This window comes from Bacillus sp. URHA0034 (genome assembly GCF_056280405.1).
Genome location: NZ_JBWCDK010000002.1, coordinates 3,533,523 through 3,556,573, shown reverse-complemented (window position 1 = coordinate 3,556,573; position 23,051 = coordinate 3,533,523). Strand labels below are relative to the sequence as shown.

Below are 23,051 nucleotides of genomic sequence, written 5' to 3'. Positions count from 1 at the left end.
TAAAAACTTTCACATTTCCCGGGTAATTAACAAGATAATCTAGTTTACTCCAAAAACTATCAATTTCTGATATCCTTAAATCATCTTATATCATATTTTTAAAGTAAGAGTCTGCTAAACTTGAATTATCTTGTGGACCGATAAAATTCTTTCATTCATGTGAGTATATAGTATAAAAACAAAGGAACACTCCAATAACACTTCTTTTGAGTGTAAATCTTAAACTAACAAAAACTTCCAATCTCGAGGCAGGTTTTTCGCATAAACGTTTCTGTTCAACACATTAAAAGTGGTTTCAGTTCCAACTGTCAAAATAAAAGGAAATTGTTCCCATCACCGTAAAGCGCGAGCCGGAATGGGCACAATAGAAAGCATTTGTGCCCGTCACGGTAAAGCAAAAGCCGGAATGGGCACAATAAAAAGCATTTGTGCCCGTCACGGTAAAGCAAAAGCCGGAATGGGCACAATAAAAAGCAATTGTGCCCATCACCGTAAAGCGAGAGCCGGAATGGGCACAATAAAAAGCATTTGTGCCCGTCACGGTAAAGCAAAAGCCGGAATGGGCAAAATAATATGGAATTGTGCCCATCACCGTAGAGCGTAAGCCGGAATGGGTAAAATAAAAAGCATTTGTGCCTGTCACGGTAAAGCAAAAGCCGGAACGGGCAAAATAATATGGAATTGTGCCCATCACCGTAAAGCGAAAGCCGGAATGGGTAAAATAAAAAGCATTTGTGCCCGTCACGGTAAAGCGAAAGCCGGAATGGGTAAAATAAAAAGTATTTGTGCCCATCACCGTAAAGCGAGAGCCGGAATGGGCAAAATCAAAAGCATTTGTGCCCGTCACGGTAAAGCAAAAGCCGGAACGGGCAAAATAATATGGAATTGTGCCCATCACCGTAAAGCGGAAGCCGGAATGGGCACAATAAAAAGCAATTGTGCCCATCACCGTAAAGCGAGAGCCGGAATGGGCACAATAAAAAGCATTTGTGCCTGTCACGGTAAAGCAAAAGCCGGAATGGGCAAAATAATAAGGAATTGTGCCTCTCACGGTAAAGTTGAACCCGGAAAGCGGCAAAATAATAAGGAATTGTAGCCCATCACGGTAAAGCCGAAGCTGTCTAACCTTTGTAAGTAACAATAAAAAAAAGCGTGCCTAAAGACACGCTTTTTCTAAGATCTTTCATTTAGTAATTACACTTGAACTGGCTTCCCGCTTGCTTCATGTTCTGCTGAATCGGCTACTTTAAAGCGCCCTGCGACAAAGGCGGCAATGAGGGAACCCGCGACCATCGCAAAACCTAATACGTAAAAACCATTGATCAAATTACCGTCATGTGCCACCGCACCAACAACGATAGGACCTACAATTCCGCCGAAATTCCCGCACAGATTAATGAGACCATTTGCCGTCCCCGCTTGATCGCGCGGCACGAAGGACATCGCCCATGCCCACCATGGACCCATGGCAGCGTAAATGCCGATACCAGCTACAATCAACACAATCATGTTAGCAACAAGACTCAAACCAATAAAATGTTCCACAATGAGAGCAAGTCCTCCGATAGCTAAAGCAACCGCGACAAACGTGCTCCGTTTCCCGCCGCGGCGATCTGACAAAGTCGCAGTTACGTACATAGCGATGGCGGCGAGGATAAATGGAATTGCAGATAGAAAACCGATTGCCTGGATTCCAGAACTGCTTAACTGTTTCATCAAGCTTGGCATCCACAGGCCGAAGCTATACAATCCAGTAATCCATAGGAAGTAAATGACACAAAACACCCATATTTTCGGATTCGCAATGACCTCTAGAAGAGAACCTTTCTCTTTAATGGCCGTTGACTTATTTTTCTCCAGATAATCCCGCTCTTCCTTGGACAGCAGGCGATCTTTGGCAGGAGAATCTGCACCCAAGAAATAGAAGACAACCGCTAAAATCAATGGAGGAATTCCTTGTAAAATAAACATCATCTCGTAATTCCATGTATGGATCATCCAGCCCGCCAAAGGGGACATGATAATAGAAGAAATAGGAAGCGACATTTCCGAAAAGTTGATCGCCCGAGCCCTTTCTTCGTCCGGATACCAGTTGACAAAATAGATAGAAAAAGCTGGCCATACAACACCCTCAGCCAATCCCATGATAAAACGAACAGCCATCAGGGCAGCAAAGCTATGAACCATACCGGTAAGCATTGCAGCTGCTCCCCAAACAACTAAGGCAAAGACAATCATCGACTTGGCACTGAATTTGCCGGCAACCCATCCTCCCGGTATTTGGGTAAGCACATATCCCCAGAAGAAACCGGAAAGCAAAACTCCTACACTAGCGGTGGAAAGTCCAAGTGATTTAACCATTAAAGGAGCGGCCATCCCAATATTGGAACGGTCCACAAAAGCCGTCAGATAAATTAAAAATAGTAAAAGTCCAATACGGTACCAGCGGGCTTTTGGAATCTTTTTCATATTTTTCACTCTCCCAATTTAAAATTTATTGTATGGTATTTCCTTGATGATTACCTTTTTCAAGCTATTCCTGACAGGAATGGATGCAAGGATTGCCGCCAACAGGCTTCCCAGCGTCAAATTACAAACCATATTCGCCATTGCGGCCAAACCTGCCAAAGGCCCAAACGTATCATTCGCCAGTACAGTCGCCAAAGCGGAATTGCATATCCCCACTTCAAACACAATCGAACGGCATTCCACTTTGTCATAGCGGAGAAATTTCGCAAAAAGATAGCCCAGGAGCATCTGCAGGACAATTTGCAAAATGACACATAGAAATAATGAAGGTAAAATGGCCGGATGACCCAGCAGCGGCTTGCTGGCCTGGGAAGCAATGCCCAAAACCACAATATACAAGGCAACTGAAGAAAAAATGGGTGCTGCCGGTTTCACATGCTGCTGGATCTTCGGAAATTTATATTGTATAAATATTCCGATAATTAATGGTAAAAAAACAATCTTTGTCATTTTCCAGAGAAAGGGCAGATAGGCAAAATGCACACTGGAACCTATAAAAAGCTTGGCTAAAGCCGGCGTAATTAAAGGGCCGATCAACGTGTCCACCGCAGACATGGTGATACTCAAAGCAAGATCCCCTTTGGCAATCAAAGAGTTCAGATTAGCCGAGGTGCCGCTCGGTACAATACCCGCCATGACAACCCCTGCAAAAAACTGTGTAGATGAAAAAAACAGATAAGCCACAAGCAGCGAAACAAGTGGAGCTATCACCCATTTTCCGGCTGAACCCACAAGAGGGGCTTTTGGCTTTTGGATCAGGACCTTCAGACGTTCTAGATCCAGCGTCAGTCCCATTATCAACAGGACAAAACCAAGGGCAAAACTGCTAAGGGCACTAAGTGGAGAGAATAACTCCGGTGAAAACACAGCCCATCCAGCAAATGCTATGATCCAAATTGGCATTAAGCGTGCGATCACAAATGTTGCGATTTTCATTGTTATGGGGCCTCCAAACATTTCCAAGGATAGTTTATTAAAATAATTATTCCAAATTGTCCAATTATTTTAAATAGTACAATGTCCTTATAATCATCCTATCCTTTAATCAAACCAATAAATCGATTCCTCTACCCGGTTCAACTTCACACGCTGTCCGATAGAAACTTGCTCTCCTTCCAAGCGGGCCGTGACCCTCAATCCCCCGTCCAATTCGACCAAGGCGACGATATAAGGCAGCTGTGATTCATACTTCCCTGATGCCACGCGAATAGTGGTGAAGGAATAAATAATGCCTGTGCCTGTTTGTTTCATTTCAACAAGATCATCTGAGGTGCATTTTGGACAGCCGTATTTAGGAGGAATCGCCTGATGGCCGCATTCCTGGCAAACTACCACCATGATTTCCATCCGCTAAACCCCCTTTCCGGCAAAGAGATGAACGACGGAATAGGCTCCCGTACCGCCCAGATTTTGCGCCATGCCGATCCTGGCTCCTTGAACTTGGTTGGCTGCTGTTCCTCTAAGCTGGGAGACAATCTGAATGATTTGGGCAACACCGGTGGCACCGATCGGATGGCCGCGGGAAAGGAGACCTCCGCTCGTATTGACTGGAATCTTTCCGCCATGCTGTGTCAGCCCTTGCCAGGCTGCCTGCCAGCCGGTCCCCTTTTCGAAAAAGCCGAGATCTTCAATGGCGAGCAGCTCTGTCATCGAGAAGCAATCATGAAGTTCAAGCACATCGATATCATCAGGGCCCAATCCCGCTTGGGCATATGCTTGCCGTGCCGCTTCGACCGTAGCGGATATCGTCAGCAGCTCTGGAATCTCCTGCATGAGCGGCGGACCCGAAGCTTGACCGGAGGCAAGCACCTGGACACCAGGCTCTTTTGCTGAAAGAACCACCGCAGCAGCGCCGTCTGTAATCGGGGAACAATCAAATAATCCGAGCGGGTCACAAATCATTCGGGCCTTTAGGATCTCCTCTGTAGAGGTCCCTTTTTGGAATTGGGCTTTTGGGTTATTCAGTGCATATTGGCGGTTTTTCATAGCAACCATCGCTAAATGTTCTTTGCGTGCACCAGTTTCATAGAAGTAGCGATTGGCCACAATGCCGAAAAATCCAGGGAACGTTAATCCGGCCGGTCCCTCATTGGAGTCATTGTCCATCGCCGCGTTAATAGCGTGTGTCACTGACACCGTTCCAGCATGCGTCATCTTTTCAACCCCCAAAACTAGGACCCGGTCATAAATTCCTCCCGCAATCAGCTGGTAGGCCTGCCGGAAGGCAATCCCACCAGAAGCACAGGCTCCTTCAATTTTGGCTGCAGGAATCGCACCCAATCCCAGCTCGCTCGCCAGCATCGAGCCCAGTATTTCTTGTCCGGCCAAGCTTCCTCCCATAAAATTGCCCACAAAAATCGCATCGATTTTCGGCTGGCCCGCGTCTCGCAGCGCTTCCCGGCCTGCTTCCACGGCAAGCGATTTGATGCTCTTGTCATGCTTGCCGAATTTCGTCATGCCGAGGCCTGTTACGGAAACCTTTCTCATTGGGATACCCCCCAATACGCTGCACGGATTTCCTTGCGCATGATTTTTCCGTACGAGCTTTTCGGCAGAGTATCCACGATGAGAATGACTTTTGGTTTTTTATATCCAGCCAAGTGATTTCGGCATAGCTCAATCAGTTCCTGATCTGTCACCTTTTGGCCCTCTTTCAGGACGACATGGGCATAAACTGCCTCTCCCCATTTCTCATCCGGGATACCAAATACACAGGTTTCCTTGACAGCCGGATGAAGATTCAGGACTTCTTCCACTTCCCGAGGATACACATTCGCTCCTCCGCTGATAATCACATCCTTCTTGCGGTCGACAAGATGCAGAAACCCTTGAGGATCCAGCCACCCGAGGTCACCGGTATGGAGCCAGCCATCCTTTAGCGTTTCGGCTGTGGCCTCAGGCTGATTCCAGTAACCCTTCATCACGAGTGATCCCCGGCAAATGACCTCGCCTATCTCTCCAGCGGACAACGGCTTCCCCTGATCATCGACAATTCTCACGTCCACAAAAGGACCGATGGCCCCGCAGGAATCGGGCTTATTGGCCAATTCTTCTCTCGGCATCATTGTGATGGTCATAGGAGCCTCGACCTGTCCATACGTTTCAACAATTTTAGGACCTAGCCACTCTAAGGCGTCTTTGATTTTTTCCGCGGCCATCGGGGCACCTGCCATATTGATCGTCCTTAGGGAGGAAAGATCCCTTGAAGGGAAGCTCGCTTCATGAATCATCAGATTGACCATCGTCGGCACCAGAAAGACGGTGGTGATTTTTTCTTTTTCAATAGACTCAAGAAAATCCTTCGGTTCAAACTTATTGAATACTACCTGCTTGCACCCCAATAAAAGTGCGCATTGAGCCAGGAAGTTGCTGCCGTGGGTGAGCGGGGCGACATGCCCAATCACATCTTGCTGAGTCATCCCGCAGCCCATTATCAGAGAAAGCGCGCCTGAAATGAAGTTGCGATGCGTAAGCATGACCCCTTTAGGTCTTCCAGTTGTTCCAGATGTATACATAATGGCATATGTATCGTCCTCATCCACCTCAATATCCGGGATGGCATCGGGATAGGGCGAAATCCATTCCTCGTATTCCACTGTGGTCACAATAGGACTCAGTGTCTCAATCCCCTGCAGCAACTGGGGTTCAGCGATCAACAGGCTGGCCTGCGAATGCTCCAGAATGTATTCATGCTCTTTCGGATGCATTCTGTAATTGAGGGGAACCTTAATCAGCCCCGCCCAAGCGATGGCTACGTCTAATTCGATATGCTCCAAGCGGTTGGGCATCAGAATCGCGACCCGATCCCCCTTCTTCAAGCCGCGGTCAAGCAGTGCATGGGCCAAGCGGGCTGACCGCTCAGACAGCTCCCTGTATAAATAGGTAGTCCCCCCATCCGTCAGTGCCTCCTTATTTGCACATCTAAGGCAGGTCTTTCTAGCAAGGCTCGCTATCGTTTCCATTCCGTCATCACTTCCTTCGGTATTGAATGGTTTGAAAGCCCAGGTGAGGGCGGTACGCACGTATAGCCTCTATTTCCTGGCCAACAAGAATCGTATATTCGAGCGTAACCAAGATGATGTTCTTTCCCTTGAGAAAATGACCTCCTCGAATCTGGCCGTCCTGGTCAATAAACATTCCATGAAAGTGCAAGTCAAGTTCCCCTTCCTGATTGCGGCAGATCATTCCCGTGCCTTGAAGGATTTCCATGACGCCTTGGACGGTCACGGAATCGCTGTAGGCAGGCTGTCCATCAGGGCCTTTAATCCCGTATACATAATGGGCCTGCTCAAGGGATCCGATACAGGTCACCATGCCGGTATCAATTCCATGGTACTCGCATTCCTCGAGCAGCCCTTGCATCAAATCCTGCCCTTTTTCAAGAGTTCCCCAAATGACGCCTTGATCGCGGTTAAATACCGACTGCCTTTTGGCCGACATATGATTCTCCCCCTTACAACATTTGCACGCCGCCGCATACATTGAGCGCCTGGCCAGTAATGTAGGCTGCTTGATCAGAAGCAAGGAATAAAGCAGCTTCAGCTACTTCCCGCGGCTGCCCTACTCGCTGTAGGGGAATCGGACCCACATAATCAAGAATGGCCTTTTCCGCGGAACCGCCAAATAGGGACGCCCGGTCACGGCCAATGGCCTGCAGCATTTCCGTTTCCATTGGACCAGGACAAACGGCATTGACCCGAACTCCATATTCTCCAAAAAAATCAGCCATCGATTTTGTTAAGCTGAGAACCGCTGCTTTTGAAGCCCCATAATGCATGGCCAGCGGCCGGGGAAAGCGGGCCGCGATCGAAGAAATATGGATGATAACCCCCTGGCGCCTTGTGATCATATGCTTCCCGACCTCTTGAGAAAGGAAGAACAGCCCTTTTAAATTGACGGAAAGCACTCGGTCCCAATCCTCTTCCTCCATTTCAAAAAAAGGTTTTGTCTGCATGATCCCTGCATTATTAATCAGAACATCGATTTGCCCCGTTTCTACAATCACATGGTCTACCGTTTCCCTCATTTTTTGAACATTGGTAATATCCATGACCACACTTTTCACATAATCGGTCAGCTTCAGACATTCCCGCTTCGCCGCTACTAAGGCCGCTTCATCTCGGTCGACCAGAATCAGTTTCGCTCCTTTTTCGGCAGCGGTGCGCGCCAGATCTAGTCCGATGCCTCTGGCAGCACCGGTAATCATGATGAATTTTCCTAGTAAATTATCCAATGGCCAACCCTCCGCATACCTTCAAAACTTGACCGGTCACATAGTTAGAAGCAGGTGAAGCCAAATAGACAACGGCCTCAGCAATGTCGGCCGGATCGCCCATCCGCTTGATCGGCTGCCCGTCCAAAGGATAGTCCACTCCTCTGGTCAATTCCGTGACAACCGATCCTGGGGCAATGCTATTACAGTAAATGCCCAGCTCCCCTACTTCCTTGGCCACCCACTTCGTCAGGGCAATAATGCCTCCTTTGGAAGCAGCATAAGCCGGGCCTGATCTTCCTCCATTGCTCCCAGGCAAGGCAGACGTAACCCCCCCAATGATTCCAGAAATCGAACTGATGTTGATAATTTTGCCGTAGCCTTGATTCTTCATATGAGGATAAATCACCGCTTGCGTAAACAAAAAAGTCCCGAGGAGGTTCGTATCGATATCGCGCTGCCAATCCTCGACCGTCATTTCCTCCAATCCCAGACGTGATGCCGTCCCGGCGTTATTGACCAGGATATCGACTCTGCCCAAGCGTTCAACCGTTTCGGTGACTGCCTTTTGCACTTCCTCCTTCTTGCGTATGTCAACCTGCATCGAAAGGACCCTGATATCAGGAATTTCCGATTGGATCGATTGTACAGTTTCTTCACTGGATAAAATGTCGATGATCACAATATCGCATCCGCTTTTAGCCAGGGCTCTTGCGCAGGCAGCACCGATTCCCCGTGCCGCTCCTGTAATGATGGCCACTTGACCTCTCAAGCTTTGGTTATGGCTTATCTCCCACATCTGCAAAACTCCCTTCTAAATTACTGAATTAACTATGCAAATATCATGCCAAAAGTTCACACGCAGAGAATGAAGCGCTTTCAAAAATATATGCATTTCCGCATATGCAAGTATGCGCATATTTTTCAATAAATGCGCATACTTGCCTATTTAATTTTCGAAATATAAAATATATTCAGACATAGAAAGAAGGGGGATTTTCATGACAAACATCGAAAAAACTCGAATCACTGAGAAGCTTTACCAGTCACAATTACTACTTACACATTTAATTGACAGTTCCTATGATGGCATCACGATCATGGATCCGTCCGGAAGAATCATTTGGTACAATAAAGCCTATTTGCGTATATCGGGATTGGCCCCCCATTTATTGGATACTTTAACGGTCGATGAAGTGTTAGAAAGAGGTTTCGTCAAGCTGTCGGTATCGAAGGAAGCGATCATCCAAAATAAGACGATTACGAAGCTGAACCAATATTCTACAGGGATTGAAGCCTTGGTTACGTCTACTCCTGTCCTGGATGAAGAGGGAAATTTACTTTTTGTAATCAGCAATATACGAGATTTAACCGAGCTGAATCGATTAAAAAGACAGCTTGATGAAACGAACAGCCTAACCGAAAGCTACAGGAAAACGCTGCAGGAAATGCAGGTGCCGAGTATGGATGGGACGCAAATCATCTACCGAAGCCAGGAAATGGAAAAAATCGTTTCCCTCGCCCAAAAAGTTTCTGCCATCGATACGCCGGTCCTTATTTTGGGAGAATCTGGGGTGGGAAAAGATGTCCTGGCCAACTATATTCACTTTCACAGTGACCGGCTTGACTCTGGCACCTTCGTAAAAGTTAACTGTGGAGCCATTCCGGAGAATCTGCTCGAGTCCGAACTATTTGGCTATGAGCCAGGTGCCTTTACAGGCGCGGCACGACAGGGGAAAGCGGGGCTTTTCGAGGTTGCCAATAATGGGACGCTTTTTTTGGATGAAATTGGCGAGATGCCCCTCTCCTTGCAGGTGAAATTGCTGGGGGTTTTGCAAGATATGAAGATTCAAAGAGTGGGAGGAACGAAATCGATTCCCATCGATGTCCGGATTATCGCGGCCACGAACGCAAACCTGGAAGAACTGATCCGAGCGAAAAAATTCCGCGAGGATCTTTTCTTCCGAATCAACGTGCTGCCCATCAACGTCCCGCCGCTAAGGGAGCGGACGGAGGATATTTTTGTATTGCTTATGCATTTTCTTCAGATGTTTAACGAAAAACATGGCAGGGAAAAAGCCTTTCCCCCTCATTTCATCGATCAGCTTCTTGCTTATCCATGGCCCGGAAACGTTCGTGAGCTAAAGAATTTAGTGGAGCGGCTTGTCATCTTATCTGATGAAGATCTCATCCCTGAATCCTTACTTCCACCTGCTATTGATCAGCACAAGTCGGTTAAGCCATCTCCTGTATCCCAGGACATGGAGGCTGCAAGGGATCCAAGGATGAACCTAAAAGGGATGGTTGATGAGTATGAAAAGACCGTATTAGCTTCCTATTTATCTACTTATCGTCCCATGAAACGGTGTGCGGAGATACTTCAAATCGACCTCGCTACCCTTGTCCGCAAGAAAAAGAAGTTTGGGCTGTAACTAGCCTCATTTTTTATGTGCTTTTCGAAAACTAGCTGGTGTAATATCAATATATTTTTTAAAGATTCTATGAAAATGGGTCATGCTTTCAAAGCCGCATATTTCTGCGATGTATGAAACTGAATAATTTGTTTCTATTAAAAGTTCTTTAGCTTTAATAACTCTTTTGGAATTCAAATACACTGTCAATCCCATCCCAGTTGTTTGTTTAAATACTCTGCTGAAATGAGAGGTACTGACAAGAGCCTGGCCTGCTAGTTCGGTCAGGCTTAGGGGTTGGCTTAAATTGTTATTAATATAAACTAATATTTCTTTGACCCAATCCGGTCCATAGGTGTTTGGTTCCATTAAGTGCTGCTTATTATCCATGTGGGCACGATATAAGTCCAGGATGATCTGATGAACAATCAACAAAGAAGCATGCTTATGACCGAGCTCCCTTTTTTGCATTTCTTGATAAATGGTTAAAAGTTGTTCTTTCATCTTTTGTTGATTCTCTAATGGCAGAGCCATTTTATAATTTCCCACTTTTTTTGCCATCTCAAACAAATTTAAAAAAGAAAAAACATCATCTATTAAAATATTATAAAGTAACGTAGGGCTGAAAAAGATGATGGTAGATGTAACAGGTTCATCCTTATCAGGCATTGCACGGTGAATGGTATCGTTTGGGATAAGAAATACATCACCCTTTTGCATGTCATAAAAATGATCATCAATAAAAAATGTCCCTTTTCCGCTATAGACAAACACAATTTCATAGTAGTCGTGAATATGATCGGGCAGTTCATTTTGAGGGCTTTTCGTATCTCGGTAAATAAAAGAAAAAGGAAACAGTAAGTTGTTGTTGGAAATTTTTTGAATGGTTCTCATTTCAGCTCATCACCCAACTTTATGGTATATCAAAAAATGGTACAAATAAAGCAAAATATGTAATTTATATTTCGTTTCTTGTTGATTAAGATAAAAGGAGGCAAATGGTAGAAATAATTACCCCTCAAAATGAAAGGGTTTTCTCGATTTATTTATTATAAATGAGACTACTACTGCTTGCTCAAAGACGGTGTAATTCTATAAAAATAAAAGATTATCAAAATTGGATGTTTCATGATTGACATTATACATAAAAAAAGGAGTGTAATTCCAAATGAAGAGTATTATCTGTGAAAAGCCTAATGAATTTAAAATGGTTGAAGTTGAACGACCTGAGCTTAAAACGGGAGAAGCTTTAGTCCGTATCCGCCGCATTGGTTTATGCGGAACTGATTACCATGCGTACAGAGGAAATCAACCTTTTTTCAGCTATCCTCGTACACTCGGTCACGAACTTTCGGGTGAAATTGAGTCCATTGGTGAAAACCCTGCTGATTTAAAGCCAGGAGATCAAGTATCAGTCATTCCCTATATGAATTGTGGCGAATGTATTGCTTGCAGAAATGGAAAAACAAATTGCTGCACAGATATGAAAGTATTGGGTGTCCATATTGAAGGCGGCATGAGTGAATGGATTACAGTCCCTTACAATCATTTAGTTACAACAGAGGGGCTGACATTGGACCAATCAGCGATGATAGAACCTTTAAGCATAGGGGCACATGCCATTAGACGTTCTGAACTCAAGCAGGGGGAGTACGTTCTAGTCATCGGTGCAGGCCCTATTGGTTTAGGGGTCATGGCTTTTGCTAAGCATGAAGGGGCAAAAGTGATCGCAATGGACGTTAACGAAGAACGTTTGGAGTTTTGTCGGAAATGGGCCCGTGTGGATTACACTGTGAACGCATTGGATAACCCTGTGGAGAAATTGGTAGAAATCACAAAAGGTGAAATGCCTACTGTTGTATTTGATGCAACAGGAAATATTAAATCTATGGCGGATGCTTTCAACTATCCTGCCCATGGAGGAAAATTAATCTATGTTGGGTTAACCAAAGGGAATATTTCATTCGATGATCCTGATTTCCATAAAAAAGAACTTACCTTAATGGGAAGTAGGAATGCTACACGGGAAGATTTTGAATATGTAGTGAATGCCGTACATCATGGCGGAGTAAATATCGAATCGTATATTACACATCGTACAAGCTTTGATGAGATGATCAATCAATTTGAAGAATGGTTAACCCCTGAGGCCAAGGTAATTAAGGCTGTTGTCGAAGTATAATAGCTTAAGATTTTGAATAGAAGTTTCATTTATGATTAAAGAGGAATTCCTCTTTCAATTAAGAGAAAGCGCTAACAAACTTTGGGGAGGTAAATCAATGTTATCAAAAATGTTCACAAAAGATAAACTGCCTGTGCTAGTTCTATTATTCTTAGCAGGCGTAATTAACTATTTGGATCGTTCTGCATTATCCATTGGTGCTCCATTTATAAAAGAAGATCTATCATTATCAGCAACACAGATGGGACTAATCTTTAGCAGTTTCTCTGTTGGATATGCCATTTTCAACTTTATTGGCGGAATGGCGTCTGATAAATACGGAGCAAAACTCACTTTGTTCGTTGCCATGGTCGTTTGGTCATTATTTAGTGGTGCTATTGCATTAGCGGTTGGATTCGCTAGTTTAATTGTCATTCGTATTTTATTTGGGATGGGCGAAGGCCCGCTTTCAGCAACAATCAGTAAAATGGTCAATAACTGGTTTCCCGCTGATCAGCGTGCGTCAGCAGTGGGGTTAACCAATAGCGGAACACCACTTGGCGGTGCCATTTCAGGTCCGATTGTAGGGTTTATTGCCATTACTTCCAGCTGGAAAATTTCATTTCTTCTGATTATGGTGATTGGTCTGGTTTGGACTGTTTTTTGGTGGAAATTTGTTAAAGAAAAACCAGCTGCATCAGAAGAAAAAACAACTGTTGTAAACGACAAGCAGGTCCCACAAGAAAAACGCCCATTAACCTTTTACTTAAAACAAAAAACAGTTTTATTTACAGCATTTGCGTTTTTTTCCTATAACTATATTTTGTTCTTCTTCTTAACTTGGTTTCCTAGTTATTTGGTAGATGCCCGTCATATGGATGTTAAGGATATGAGTATCATTACAATGATACCTTGGATTGTGGGATTCATCGGACTTGCATCCGGCGGATTTGTTTCAGACCTTGTTTTCAAAAAATTCACAAAAAAAGGTGTATTATTCTCAAGAAAAGTTGTGCTAGTCACTTGTCTATTTATTTCAGCTGTTTGTATCGGAGGTGCTGGCCTTGTCACAACAACCGTCAGCGCAGTAACCTTGGTTGCATTTTCGGTATTCTTCCTATATTTAACTGGAGCGATTTACTGGGCCATCGTCCAGGACGTTGTGGAGCAAAGCAGTGTTGGATCAGTTGGTGGATTCATGCACTTCTTGGCAAATACGGCTGGAATCATCGGACCAGCTTTAACCGGGTTCCTAGTTGATAAATCTGGTTCATTCACATCAGCCTTTTTACTTGCAGGCGGATTGGCTATCTTTGCTTCCTTATCCGTAATTCGTTTTGTACGTCCTATTAAATATCCAAGCACGAAGACGAGATCCGTAAAAATGACAGTTTAAATTTAAATTTAAATAAAAAAATCGACAGGCAGATCTGCCTGTCGATTTTTCTATTTAACATATTAGATCAGATTTTACCTCTCTCCTAGTTAAAAGCTAAAATACTCTGAATACTTTTCTATTACTTCTGGTAATTCGTCTTGTTTATGGCTAAAATGGTGCAGCAATAATTTCTCTGTTTTCTCCTCATTTTTAGAAGAAACGGCCTTAAGAATAGTTTGGTGCTGACTTACCACATTTTCCATATGGTTTGGAGTCTTTAACTCTAAATATCGCATCCGGTTCAAATGGCCTCTCATTTGTGAAACAACAGAAATTAATGTTTGGTTTTCCACTAGTTCCAGAAAAAGTTGATGGAATGTCTCATCATGCTGCATGAATTCAATACTTTCTCCCTTTAAAGCGGCTTTATGTTGTTTTTCAATTAATTCCAACGCTTTTGCTTGAATCTCCTTATAACGTAAATCATCAGCATCCCAGTTTCTCGCTACTGATTTAAAAGCACTTATTTCCAAACTTTCTCTTACAAATCTGGCTTCTTCCACTTTCTTTACCGATATCAAAGCAACACGTGCCCCCCGTTGTGGAAGGATTTCAAGCAACTCTTCCTGCAGAAGATTTAGAAAAGCCTCACGAATGGGAGTACGACTTACTCCTAAAGCAGCTGCTAGTTCGCTTTCTGATAACATTTGTCCAGGCTTGAAGTTTAAAGTAATAATTTCTTCTCTGATTTTGGCATAAGCTGCCTTCCCAAGTGTATTTCTGTTGGGAGAAGAGATACTATTTAGGCCCAAAATGGACACCTCTTTGCTTTGTGTTTTTTAGTATACTTGTATACCAAATTCTACTTCTGCGTATAATTTAAGTCAACCAACGGACTACTTTTCCTAGTCCATTATTCGCAAACGCAGCTTCAATTTATCCTCTTTAGATAAGGAATGGTCTGCTTGATCAATGCCGAGAATATAAACGGCATCCAATACACCGCAAGAGCATATATCAACAAATGGAAGTAATGTTTTAAACGTATCTGCAGCCTCTTTTTGGCTCAGCCTGAAAAAGCCGGACACCATTATCTGCGGACAGGCGAAACATGATTTCTCCAAGAGTAACAATTTTATTCATCAGTAGTTCCCTCTTGCTTCCTGTACTTTTTGAACATACTGCTTTGCATATTCTGTAATTTTGTCATAATGCCCTTGCTTGGCCGGTGCCACTAAATTTCCACCCACTCCGACAGCTACACAGCCATTTTTTATCCATTGATCCACATTATCCAGGCTGACTCCGCCAGTTGGCATAATGTTCACTTGTGGAAGAGGAGCCTTTACTGCCTTTACAAAATCAGGGCCAAATGCATTTCCTGGAAACAGTTTAACAATATCGACTCCTGCTTTTAACGCATGCTTCATTTCAGTGATAGTCATGCATCCTGGCATAAAAGGAATTTGATAAAGATTACATAGTTTTGCCGTATCTTCATCAAATGCCGGACTAACCACAAACTGTGCACCGGCAAGAATCGCGACCCTTGCTGTTGTTGCATCAAGAACTGTCCCGGCTCCAATGACGACATCTGGATTTTCTCCATAAATTGATGCTAATTCTTTGATGACTTGATCTGCACCTTGTACAGTGAAGGTAACTTCAATTCCTAGAATGCCGCCTTCTACACATGCTTCTGATATTTTAATGGCTTCTTCCTTGGAATCCGCTCTTACAACCGCGACTACACCACATTCGGATATTCTCTTCAATACATTTAATTTTTTCATTATATTCCCCACCTGTGACTGTTTTGTTTATTTACTCCTCTTCAAACGGCCGATACTTATTAATAGGAAAGGGGCCATGATGAACTCTTCATGGCCCAGCTGCTCCTATCTACCGCTAACTTTTTCCTTTTCCATTATGATATACTTCTCCAAAGTGCGGCGGACCGCACCTGTACCAGCAAGCATTTCATAGAACATGGACTCAATCTTCTCACCCAGCCCAATCTCATATAAATTGACTCCGAAGATGGCTTCATTGGACAGGATCAATCTTATGTTAGATGTTGGACTCCCCAAAGCAACACCCTCCAGAGCTGCTTGAAGTGTCTCAAGCTGAGGATCCGGACTTAGAGTAAATGGCTTTCCTTCATCATTAATGCCGAGTAGATAGCGGCACCACGTTGCAATGGCAAGCGGGATCGCGTTCAAATCGGCTGGATTCAGGTCCTCTCTTTTTACATAAGACTTCAACGTTTCACCGAAGCGGATTCCTACTTTTAGGGAAGTGTCGCAGGCGATGCGCTGCGGGGTATCCGGGATATAAGGATTGGAAAAGCGTTCGTTCAAAACTTCATCCAGGAATGCCTTCGGGCTGATAATCTCAGGGTCGACCACTACCTTCAATCCTTCTTGGTAACCAATCATTTCTACAAATTTTCTCAGTGTTTCGTCTTTCATTTCATCTGCAATCAAGGTATAGCCAAGCAGACAGCCGGAAACAGCCAATGCTGTATGAAGCGGATTCAGGCAAGTGGTTACCTTCATCGTTTCAATGTTGTTCACCGTTTCCCTGTCTGTAAAAATAATTCCCGCCTGCTCCAGAGCCGGACGGTCATTTGTGAATTTATCTTCTATGACAAGATATTCACTTACTTCTGCATTGACGAAAGGTGCCGTATACGTATTTTTTGGTGTGACTATAATGTCCATGCCGGAAATCCCTTGGTCAACAAGAGCTTCTTTCACCTTTTCAGATGGCCTTGGTGTAATTTTATCAATCATGGTGAAAGGGAAGGTGATCTTGCCTTCATCTTCGAGATAAGCAATAAATCCTTCCTCCACATGTCCCCTCTCGAGCCATTCCTTTGCAATCGTCAAGACGGCAGCTTTGAGCTTGTCGCCATTATGCGAACAGTTATCCATGCTGACGAAAGTCATGGGATATTGGCCTTTCAAATATCTGCGGTAGACAAGCGATGTGACAATGCTCATGGCATGGACCGGGTGATTCAATCCAGTTTCAAAATCTTTCTCAACCCTGCCTATGAACTCCCCGGATGGATTCGTCAAGGTATAGCCTTTTTCCGTAATTGTAAAGCTGGCCATCTGCAGACTTGGATTTTCGAATATCCCGACAAGTCGGTTGAATTCATCTTTCCTGTTATAATCAGCTGCAATCGTGTCGACAATGCTGTTAATGACGGTCTTCTCAAAAGAGCCGTTTGCTTTCATGGACACAAGCAGGGTCAGGTTATCATACGGCTTATTTAAACGGTCGATCATGTCAAAATCATACGTTTTTACAGCGATAATTCCGGTCTCCGCTTGTCCCTGGTTTAACAGTTTTTGATGAGCATTGGCAACAAAGGCCCTAAAAATATTTCCGGCACCAAAGTGTACCCACTGCGGCTTCTCTATTGTGTTTTTGGCAATCTGGTTAAAATCAAATTGCGGAAGTTCGACTCCGATTTCTTTCCATGCCTCAGCTTCATTAACTATGCTGTTTCTGTTTAACTGTAGCACCTAGCTCTCTTCCTTTCTCTTTTTCCAGGCTGTCCCAAACACCTAGCATGTACATAATTCCGAGCGCTCTGTCATACAGCCCATAACCAGGTCTGCAGTGTTTCTCCTCGCCCCAAAGGTGACGGCCGTGATCCGGGCGGACATAACCTGTAAATCCATTTTCATGGTAGGCTTTGATAACTTCGGCTACATCGACGCTTCCATCCTGGCCGCGGTGAGAGACTTCAATAAAGTCGCCATTTTCAAAAACCTTTACATTTCGGATATGTGCAAAATGGATCCGATCATGAAATTCGCGAATCATCGCCGGTAAATCGTTTTCAGGATTGGTTCCTAATGACCCTGTGCAGAATGTTAAGCCATTGTAAGGGCTGTCCACTAAATCTAGGAATCTTCTGATATAATCCCGATTGCGAATAATACGCGGCAATCCGAAAATCGGCCAAGCGGGATCATCCGGATGGATCGCCATTTTCACATCAACTTCTTCACATACAGGGATTACTCGTTCAAGGAAGTATTTCAAGTTGTCGAAAAGAATGTCTTCGGTCACTCCCTCATACGCTTTAAACAATTCGTCCAACTTAGCCATACGTTCCGGTTCCCAGCCAGGCATTGTAAAGTCACCGGCGCCGCCCAGGATTTTTTCAACCATATCTTTTGGATCATCGGTAATCGCAGCTTTTTCATAAAACAGGGCGTTGGATCCGTCAGGCAACTCCTTATATAGATCCGTTCTTGTCCAGTCAAAAACCGGCATAAAATTATAGCAAATCACTTTCACACCGACTTTAGAAAGCTTCTTAATGGTATCGATATAAATATCAATATACTTATCCCTGGTAGGCAATCCGATTTTGATATCATCATGAATGTTTACGCTTTCTACTACAGCCGGGCTGAATCCTTTGCTGCGAATTTGGTCCGCAACCTCCTGGATTCTTTCCATTTCCCATTCTTCTCCTGCAGCCTTATCATGAAGAGACCAAACCGCTCCCATTACACCCGGAATTTGCCGAATATGGTCAAGTGTAATCGAGTCGTTCCCTTCACCATACCATCTCCATGTCATTTGCATGATGCCACTCCTTCTCATTTTATCGTGAAAAATCTAAATGAACTTTTCTAACTGCATCTGGATTAGTTTCGATTAATTGAATCGCTTCTTTCACTTGCTCGAAAGGAAAAGTATGTGTAACAAAGCTATTTGTATCTATTTTTCTATGATTAAAAAGATCGATGACTTCTGGAAACTGGTTCGTTTGCAATCTGGATCCGCTGACTGTCAGTTCTTTTTTCGTAATCTCCAGCTGCGGAATCCCTGACTTTTCTTCACTAAATCCTAACACAACAATTCTTCCAGCAACCGATGCAAGTTGGACAGCTTGTTCGAATGTTTTTGGTGTACATACGGCATCAATGACAACATTCGCTCCCATTCCCTCGGTTAATTCATTTACTTTTTGAAAAATATCTTCTTTCAACGGGTTGATCATAAAATCTGCACCAAGGCTTTCGGCATAGGTCAGCTTTTCTTCACTTAAATCTGAAATGATACAGGTCGCCCCTCTATACTTGGCAATTTGCAAGGCACAAATTCCAATGGGGCCGGCTCCCATGATAAATACAATATCCCCCTGCCTGACATCCCCACGCCAATTTGCTTGTGCCCCAATTGTAAAGGGCTCCACTAAGACTGATTCCTTCCAAGCTAATGTTGGGTCAACTTTGTGAGCCATTTTTTCAGGGACAACGACATACTCCTGATAACCACCATCAATGTGCACCCCAAAAACCTTTAAATTCTGACAGACATTTTGCCGTCCAGATCGGCATGCATAGCATTCCCCACAAGTGAGAATCGGTTCGATGACAACATGATCATCTACCTTAAGGGAGGTAACGTCTGCGCCAATCTTTACTACTTGGCCTGTGACTTCATGTCCGATTACTCGCGGATAGGTAGCGACTGGTGAGGTTCCATGATAGATATGGACATCTGAACCACAGATACCAGCCATCTTCACTTGAATCAGAACCTCATATTCGTGTTGAATCTGTGGCATTTCTTTCTCTATTATTTCCAGCTGCCCTGGTTTAACGACTTGGATCGCTTTCATCACTAATACTCCTCCATACCCTTCTCTCTTTAAATACTAGTATACAAGTAAGAAAAAAAGAAAGAAGAAAAAAAATTAGCTTCCATTCTCATAAATTCTTTTTATAGGATACTAGTATACAAAGATGGGCATAAAATTAATTTCGATTCGTATATCTCAATTACATTATACTTGCATACTTGTATACAAGTCAATTTATTACAGTTTTACATCGCTTTCTTTGTCAACTCATATTTTTTAGTAATAGGTTTAACGAACTTAATGACAGCCAATGAAGCAAAAACGGCTAATCCTCCAGCCAATAAAAAGGCTGCTGTATAGGTACCAGACTTCTCAACAAGGAAACCAGTTAATGTAGGTCCAATAATTCCAGCGGTATTAGCCAAGAAGTGCATAAACCCACCGACAGATCCTACGTTCTTTTGGTCAACAACGTCCTGGACGATGGCCCAGTAAATGGCACCTGTCAAATATAAGAAGAATACAGATAATGCTACTAAACTTACAGCAGATACCGTTGTCGTAACGAGACCGGCAATACCGATACAAACGGCGGATAAAAACAAGCAAGTTACCAATACCACTTTACGGGCAAATAATGCTTTCCCTACTTTTTTATACACAAAATCTGAGACTAAGCCGCCTGAAGCCAGACCAATGAAACCCAACACCCAAGGAATAACGGTTACGACACTCATTTCTTTAATACTTAGACCGCGAGCATCGGTTAAGTAACTTGGGAACCAAGTTAAGAAGAAAAATAGAATATAGTTATAAGCGAAGAATGCAAAGGCAGTAAATAACACTGTTTTTTGTTTTAAATAGAAAGTCAAAGGTATTTTTTCACCTGATAGATCTTGTCCCGGCTTTGCGGAGCCATTAGTTTGCTTGCTTTCCCCGGCAGGCTTATCTTTAATAAAAATCCACCAGCCAGCTGCCCACAATAATCCGATCACCATAATGAGGATGAAAGAGATTTTCCAGCCATAATTCACGGCAATAATTCCAACGATAGGGCCGGAAATCGCTCCCCCTAGTGGTGTACCGCTATTCGCAAGACCAATTGCACTTGCTCGTTTATCAGAAGGGAACCAGTTATTGACCATTTTATTGATGGTTGCCGATAACGGCCCTTCCCCCATTCCAAAAAGAACACGGATAACAATCAAGCTGGTAAGGCTGAATGCCAATGCAATTGAACCGCTGAATAAGGACCAAACAACCATGGCAACGAACAAAGTGAGTTTTGCACCGTATTTATCAGACGCCATTCCGCCAATAAAATTGAAAATAGCATATCCCACAGAAAAACTACTAAAAACGATACCCAGTTGTGTAGGGGATAAATGTAAATCTTCAGTAATAAAAGGGGCCGCAATCGACAGGGCCGATCGGTCCAGATAGTTTACAACACCAGCTAAGAAAAGTAATACTAATACAATCGTTCTTCCTTTTGTAAACATGTTTTTCCTCCTTATTATTGTAGTTAGTAAATTGAAATCGCTTACTTATTAGTGTAAAAAAATATTATGATTGTCAGATCTCTAATAATTTTTTTATCACTCCCTTAAGTTATTAAATGTAAGCACCTTCATTTTCTTACATAAAACGTCTACACAGAGATATTACCATATTTACATACTAGTATACTAGTATTATTTAAATTTTTTTTGTCTTTTCTCAAAATATATGGTTTACTCTAACAATTACCGTTATCAATGGAATTTAAAAAAGATGACCCCTATTCAAAATAGGAATCATCTCTTAAGTGCTTCTTAACTCTTTTTTTTCTGTGCCCTTGATTGGGTACCAGTTTACCCAAGCCCTGTCGTCATGTTTATTATGTTTATTACCTGATCCTGTTACCCTTTACTTTACAACGTTGAACGCAGTGCTCGCACTGCTTGAATTGTAATTTGCTAAGGTAGTAGTTGCAGTAACATTAAATGTTCCACGTAAATTTTTGGCTATGAAGTAACTATAGGAATACGTACCATTAGCATCCGTTTTACCAGAAACCGATGTAACGCTGCCTCTTGGATTTTTCACGGTCAATGCTACCGTGGCACCACTCAAAGGATTACCGTTACCGTCTTTTACTGTCGTGGTTAGTTTCGCATAACTGCCGGTGTTATATTGGCTGCTGCCAGCCGTCACAGTTGTCTCGGTTTGTGCAGTAGTTTTCGTTGTTACGGATAGATTTACCGGAGTACTTTGCCCTTGATCATTCACTGCGGTAAGGGTGTAAGCATAAGTAGTATTCTCCGAGAGTGCTGTATCTGTAAAGTTTGTTGCTGTACCTTGGTATTCTATATTTCCATTACGCTGCAACTGATAAGAAGTCGCGTTAATGGATGGGCTCCAGTTTAATTGGACAGAATTTGCAGATTGATTAGCGCTAAAGTTACTCGGAGCAGCCGGCACTGAAGGAGTATTTGTTAGGTATCCCCGCAAAGCGTCAATCGATGTTGGACCATAATCTAAATCCACATATCCCGATATTCCTGGTACTATACCTTGGTCGCTATACTGCCAAGCCGTCCATTCGGTCCACCCTCCAACTGCTGGCGGCTGAGTATTCCCATACCGTGTCCATGCGGCAATCCACACGGGAATATCTGAAAGCTTACCTCCAAAATCGTTGTACTGCTCTACAAACCAATCACCAGAGTAGATCATTACCTGACGATTCGTCAGTGACTTCACCGTATCGATAAAAACTCTGGCCCAACTGGCTATTTCATCCGATGTTAGTGTTCCAGTTGCGGCAGGTTCTTCTAAATCAAGAATAGGCATGATATCCCCAAAATCGCCCATTCCTCCATTTTTCATCACGTTAACAAAATTTTGCGCTTCAGCCTTTGCTTGGTCAGGGTTATATGGTGCACTCGGAGTTGCGTAGTGGTATGCACCGATTGGCAGTGATACTGCCCGTGCTCCCTGCACATTAGCAGAAAACATCTCGTCGGTACCGGTTGCACCTTTAGATGCCTTTGCATATACGAAGGCTATTCCTGAGTTTTTAACCTTATTCCAGTCAATGGTTCCTTGCCAATGTGATACATCAATTCCTTTTAAATTTGCGCTGGTCGCTGGCTGCATAAGTCCATACGCCCAAGCCGTCGAATGGCCCGTTGCAAGAACGCTGATCAGCACAACAACAGAAAAAAACGAGCGAGCCCACTTTGCTGCATGTTTCATGATAGTTTATTTCCTCTCCCTTATATCTGAATATAAAACTAGTGTGCTAGCATTCTCTTTTTTTAAGGAAAATCTACTAGTTATATAGTTCTATCATAATAAGAGATAGCTTGGGCGTAAATACTGAATAAATTGGAAATAATCAACACAAAATTAGTGTTTATATCTCATTTGAAAACCTTGTACATATCTAAGAGGTAATGAATGAATGTTTATTCTCTATTTATTCATTCACTTGTTCCATACATTTTTAAAATTTCGCCTAGAACCACTGCAGTATAATATCTAAATCATTATGAGATATTGTTTAGGACTAAAGAATGATGTTATATCACACAGCTATTTGAAAAATCCCTTAAATTGTGGGTGGAATTTCTTACTTAACTTGATAGCTTGGTGCTTGACAGCCGGACCAGCTTTCGAACTTTTGTAAAAAGAGCGTTTACAAAACCCAACTATATTTGTATAATTTTCACAGTATAAAATAAATTCAGACAACGGGA

Annotated in this window: 21 protein-coding genes; 3 read left to right on the top strand and 18 right to left on the bottom strand. The window is 43.3% G+C overall.

Features of this window, described 5'->3' with window-relative positions; all coding sequences use genetic code 11:
• Positions 1 to 295: 295 nt before the first annotated feature.
• The 9 genes from ACZ9EE_RS19100 to ACZ9EE_RS19060 all read right to left on the bottom strand — a co-directional run bounded on the left by ACZ9EE_RS19100 (position 296) and on the right by ACZ9EE_RS19060 (position 8,540).
• Positions 296 to 1,141, bottom strand: coding sequence for a hypothetical protein (locus ACZ9EE_RS19100; protein WP_476029532.1), 846 nt, complete (start codon positions 1,139 to 1,141; stop codon positions 296 to 298).
• 53 nt (positions 1,142 to 1,194) lie between these two features.
• The gene (locus ACZ9EE_RS19095; protein WP_476029530.1) at positions 1,195 to 2,469 is read right to left on the bottom strand and encodes an MFS transporter; all 1,275 of its coding nucleotides are present in this window, start codon (positions 2,467 to 2,469) and stop codon (positions 1,195 to 1,197) included.
• Between the two features lie 18 nt (positions 2,470 to 2,487).
• Positions 2,488 to 3,465: a bile acid:sodium symporter family protein gene (locus tag ACZ9EE_RS19090; RefSeq protein ID WP_476029528.1), complete on the bottom strand. Its 978-nt coding sequence runs from the start codon at positions 3,463 to 3,465 to the stop codon at positions 2,488 to 2,490.
• A gap of 105 nt (positions 3,466 to 3,570) precedes the next feature.
• On the bottom strand, positions 3,571 to 3,876 hold the full coding sequence (locus ACZ9EE_RS19085; protein ID WP_476029526.1) for a Zn-ribbon domain-containing OB-fold protein: 306 nt from the start codon (positions 3,874 to 3,876) through the stop codon (positions 3,571 to 3,573).
• Between the two features lie 3 nt (positions 3,877 to 3,879).
• Entirely contained in the window at positions 3,880 to 5,016 is a 1,137-nt protein-coding gene (locus ACZ9EE_RS19080) for a thiolase C-terminal domain-containing protein (protein WP_476029524.1), read from the bottom strand.
• Positions 5,013 to 6,491 (bottom strand): class I adenylate-forming enzyme family protein, encoded by a 1,479-nt coding sequence (locus ACZ9EE_RS19075; protein WP_476029522.1) that lies wholly within the window; start codon positions 6,489 to 6,491, stop codon positions 5,013 to 5,015. Before ACZ9EE_RS19075 ends, ACZ9EE_RS19080 begins: the two co-directional genes overlap by 4 nt.
• 7 nt (positions 6,492 to 6,498) lie before the next feature.
• Entirely contained in the window at positions 6,499 to 6,969 is a 471-nt protein-coding gene (locus ACZ9EE_RS19070) for a PPC domain-containing DNA-binding protein (protein ID WP_476029520.1), read from the bottom strand.
• A gap of 13 nt (positions 6,970 to 6,982) precedes the next feature.
• Positions 6,983 to 7,762 carry an SDR family NAD(P)-dependent oxidoreductase gene (locus ACZ9EE_RS19065; protein ID WP_476029518.1) on the bottom strand — a complete coding sequence of 260 codons (780 nt, stop codon included), beginning with the start codon at positions 7,760 to 7,762 and terminating at the stop codon, positions 6,983 to 6,985.
• Positions 7,755 to 8,540: an SDR family NAD(P)-dependent oxidoreductase gene (locus ACZ9EE_RS19060; RefSeq protein ID WP_476029516.1), complete on the bottom strand. Its 786-nt coding sequence runs from the start codon at positions 8,538 to 8,540 to the stop codon at positions 7,755 to 7,757. The genes ACZ9EE_RS19065 and ACZ9EE_RS19060 overlap by 8 nt, the downstream gene beginning before the upstream one ends.
• A gap of 202 nt (positions 8,541 to 8,742) precedes the next feature.
• Between ACZ9EE_RS19060 and ACZ9EE_RS19055 the strand changes: the two genes are divergently transcribed.
• Positions 8,743 to 10,173, top strand: coding sequence for a sigma-54 interaction domain-containing protein (locus ACZ9EE_RS19055; RefSeq protein WP_476029514.1), 1,431 nt, complete (start codon positions 8,743 to 8,745; stop codon positions 10,171 to 10,173).
• A 6-nt stretch (positions 10,174 to 10,179) separates the two neighbouring features.
• Here the strand turns inward: ACZ9EE_RS19055 and ACZ9EE_RS19050 are convergent, their stop codons facing one another.
• Positions 10,180 to 11,046, bottom strand: coding sequence for a helix-turn-helix domain-containing protein (locus tag ACZ9EE_RS19050; protein WP_476029513.1), 867 nt, complete (start codon positions 11,044 to 11,046; stop codon positions 10,180 to 10,182).
• 274 nt (positions 11,047 to 11,320) lie between these two features.
• On the opposite strand from ACZ9EE_RS19050, the gene ACZ9EE_RS19045 reads away from it, so the two are divergent.
• Both ACZ9EE_RS19045 and ACZ9EE_RS19040 read left to right on the top strand, forming a co-directional pair.
• On the top strand, positions 11,321 to 12,334 hold the full coding sequence (locus ACZ9EE_RS19045) for a zinc-binding alcohol dehydrogenase family protein (RefSeq protein ID WP_476029511.1): 1,014 nt from the start codon (positions 11,321 to 11,323) through the stop codon (positions 12,332 to 12,334).
• A gap of 109 nt (positions 12,335 to 12,443) precedes the next feature.
• A complete protein-coding gene (locus tag ACZ9EE_RS19040) occupies positions 12,444 to 13,709 on the top strand; it encodes an MFS transporter (protein WP_476033012.1) in 1,266 nt (421 codons plus the stop codon).
• Between the two features lie 89 nt (positions 13,710 to 13,798).
• Here ACZ9EE_RS19040 and ACZ9EE_RS19035 read toward each other — a convergent pair whose 3' ends face one another.
• From ACZ9EE_RS19035 to ACZ9EE_RS19000, 8 genes are all read right to left on the bottom strand, one after another.
• Positions 13,799 to 14,503, bottom strand: a complete 705-nt coding sequence (locus tag ACZ9EE_RS19035; RefSeq protein WP_476029509.1) for a GntR family transcriptional regulator — start codon at positions 14,501 to 14,503, stop codon at positions 13,799 to 13,801.
• Positions 14,504 to 14,596: 93 nt separating this feature from the next.
• The gene (locus ACZ9EE_RS19030) at positions 14,597 to 14,782 is read right to left on the bottom strand and encodes a hypothetical protein (RefSeq protein ID WP_476029506.1); all 186 of its coding nucleotides are present in this window, start codon (positions 14,780 to 14,782) and stop codon (positions 14,597 to 14,599) included.
• Positions 14,783 to 14,833: 51 nt separating this feature from the next.
• The gene (locus tag ACZ9EE_RS19025) at positions 14,834 to 15,484 is read right to left on the bottom strand and encodes a bifunctional 4-hydroxy-2-oxoglutarate aldolase/2-dehydro-3-deoxy-phosphogluconate aldolase (protein ID WP_476029505.1); all 651 of its coding nucleotides are present in this window, start codon (positions 15,482 to 15,484) and stop codon (positions 14,834 to 14,836) included.
• 105 nt (positions 15,485 to 15,589) lie between these two features.
• Positions 15,590 to 17,227 (bottom strand): mannitol dehydrogenase family protein, encoded by a 1,638-nt coding sequence (locus ACZ9EE_RS19020; RefSeq protein ID WP_476029503.1) that lies wholly within the window; start codon positions 17,225 to 17,227, stop codon positions 15,590 to 15,592.
• The gene (gene uxuA / locus ACZ9EE_RS19015; RefSeq protein ID WP_476029501.1) at positions 17,196 to 18,305 is read right to left on the bottom strand and encodes a mannonate dehydratase; all 1,110 of its coding nucleotides are present in this window, start codon (positions 18,303 to 18,305) and stop codon (positions 17,196 to 17,198) included. The genes ACZ9EE_RS19020 and uxuA overlap by 32 nt, the downstream gene beginning before the upstream one ends.
• A 19-nt stretch (positions 18,306 to 18,324) precedes the next feature.
• Positions 18,325 to 19,347 carry a zinc-binding alcohol dehydrogenase family protein gene (locus tag ACZ9EE_RS19010; RefSeq protein ID WP_476029499.1) on the bottom strand — a complete coding sequence of 341 codons (1,023 nt, stop codon included), beginning with the start codon at positions 19,345 to 19,347 and terminating at the stop codon, positions 18,325 to 18,327.
• A gap of 206 nt (positions 19,348 to 19,553) precedes the next feature.
• A complete protein-coding gene (locus tag ACZ9EE_RS19005) occupies positions 19,554 to 20,810 on the bottom strand; it encodes an MFS transporter (RefSeq protein ID WP_476029497.1) in 1,257 nt (418 codons plus the stop codon).
• A 406-nt stretch (positions 20,811 to 21,216) separates the two neighbouring features.
• The gene (locus tag ACZ9EE_RS19000; RefSeq protein WP_476029495.1) at positions 21,217 to 22,548 is read right to left on the bottom strand and encodes a GH25 family lysozyme; all 1,332 of its coding nucleotides are present in this window, start codon (positions 22,546 to 22,548) and stop codon (positions 21,217 to 21,219) included.
• Positions 22,549 to 23,051 lie beyond the last annotated feature (503 nt).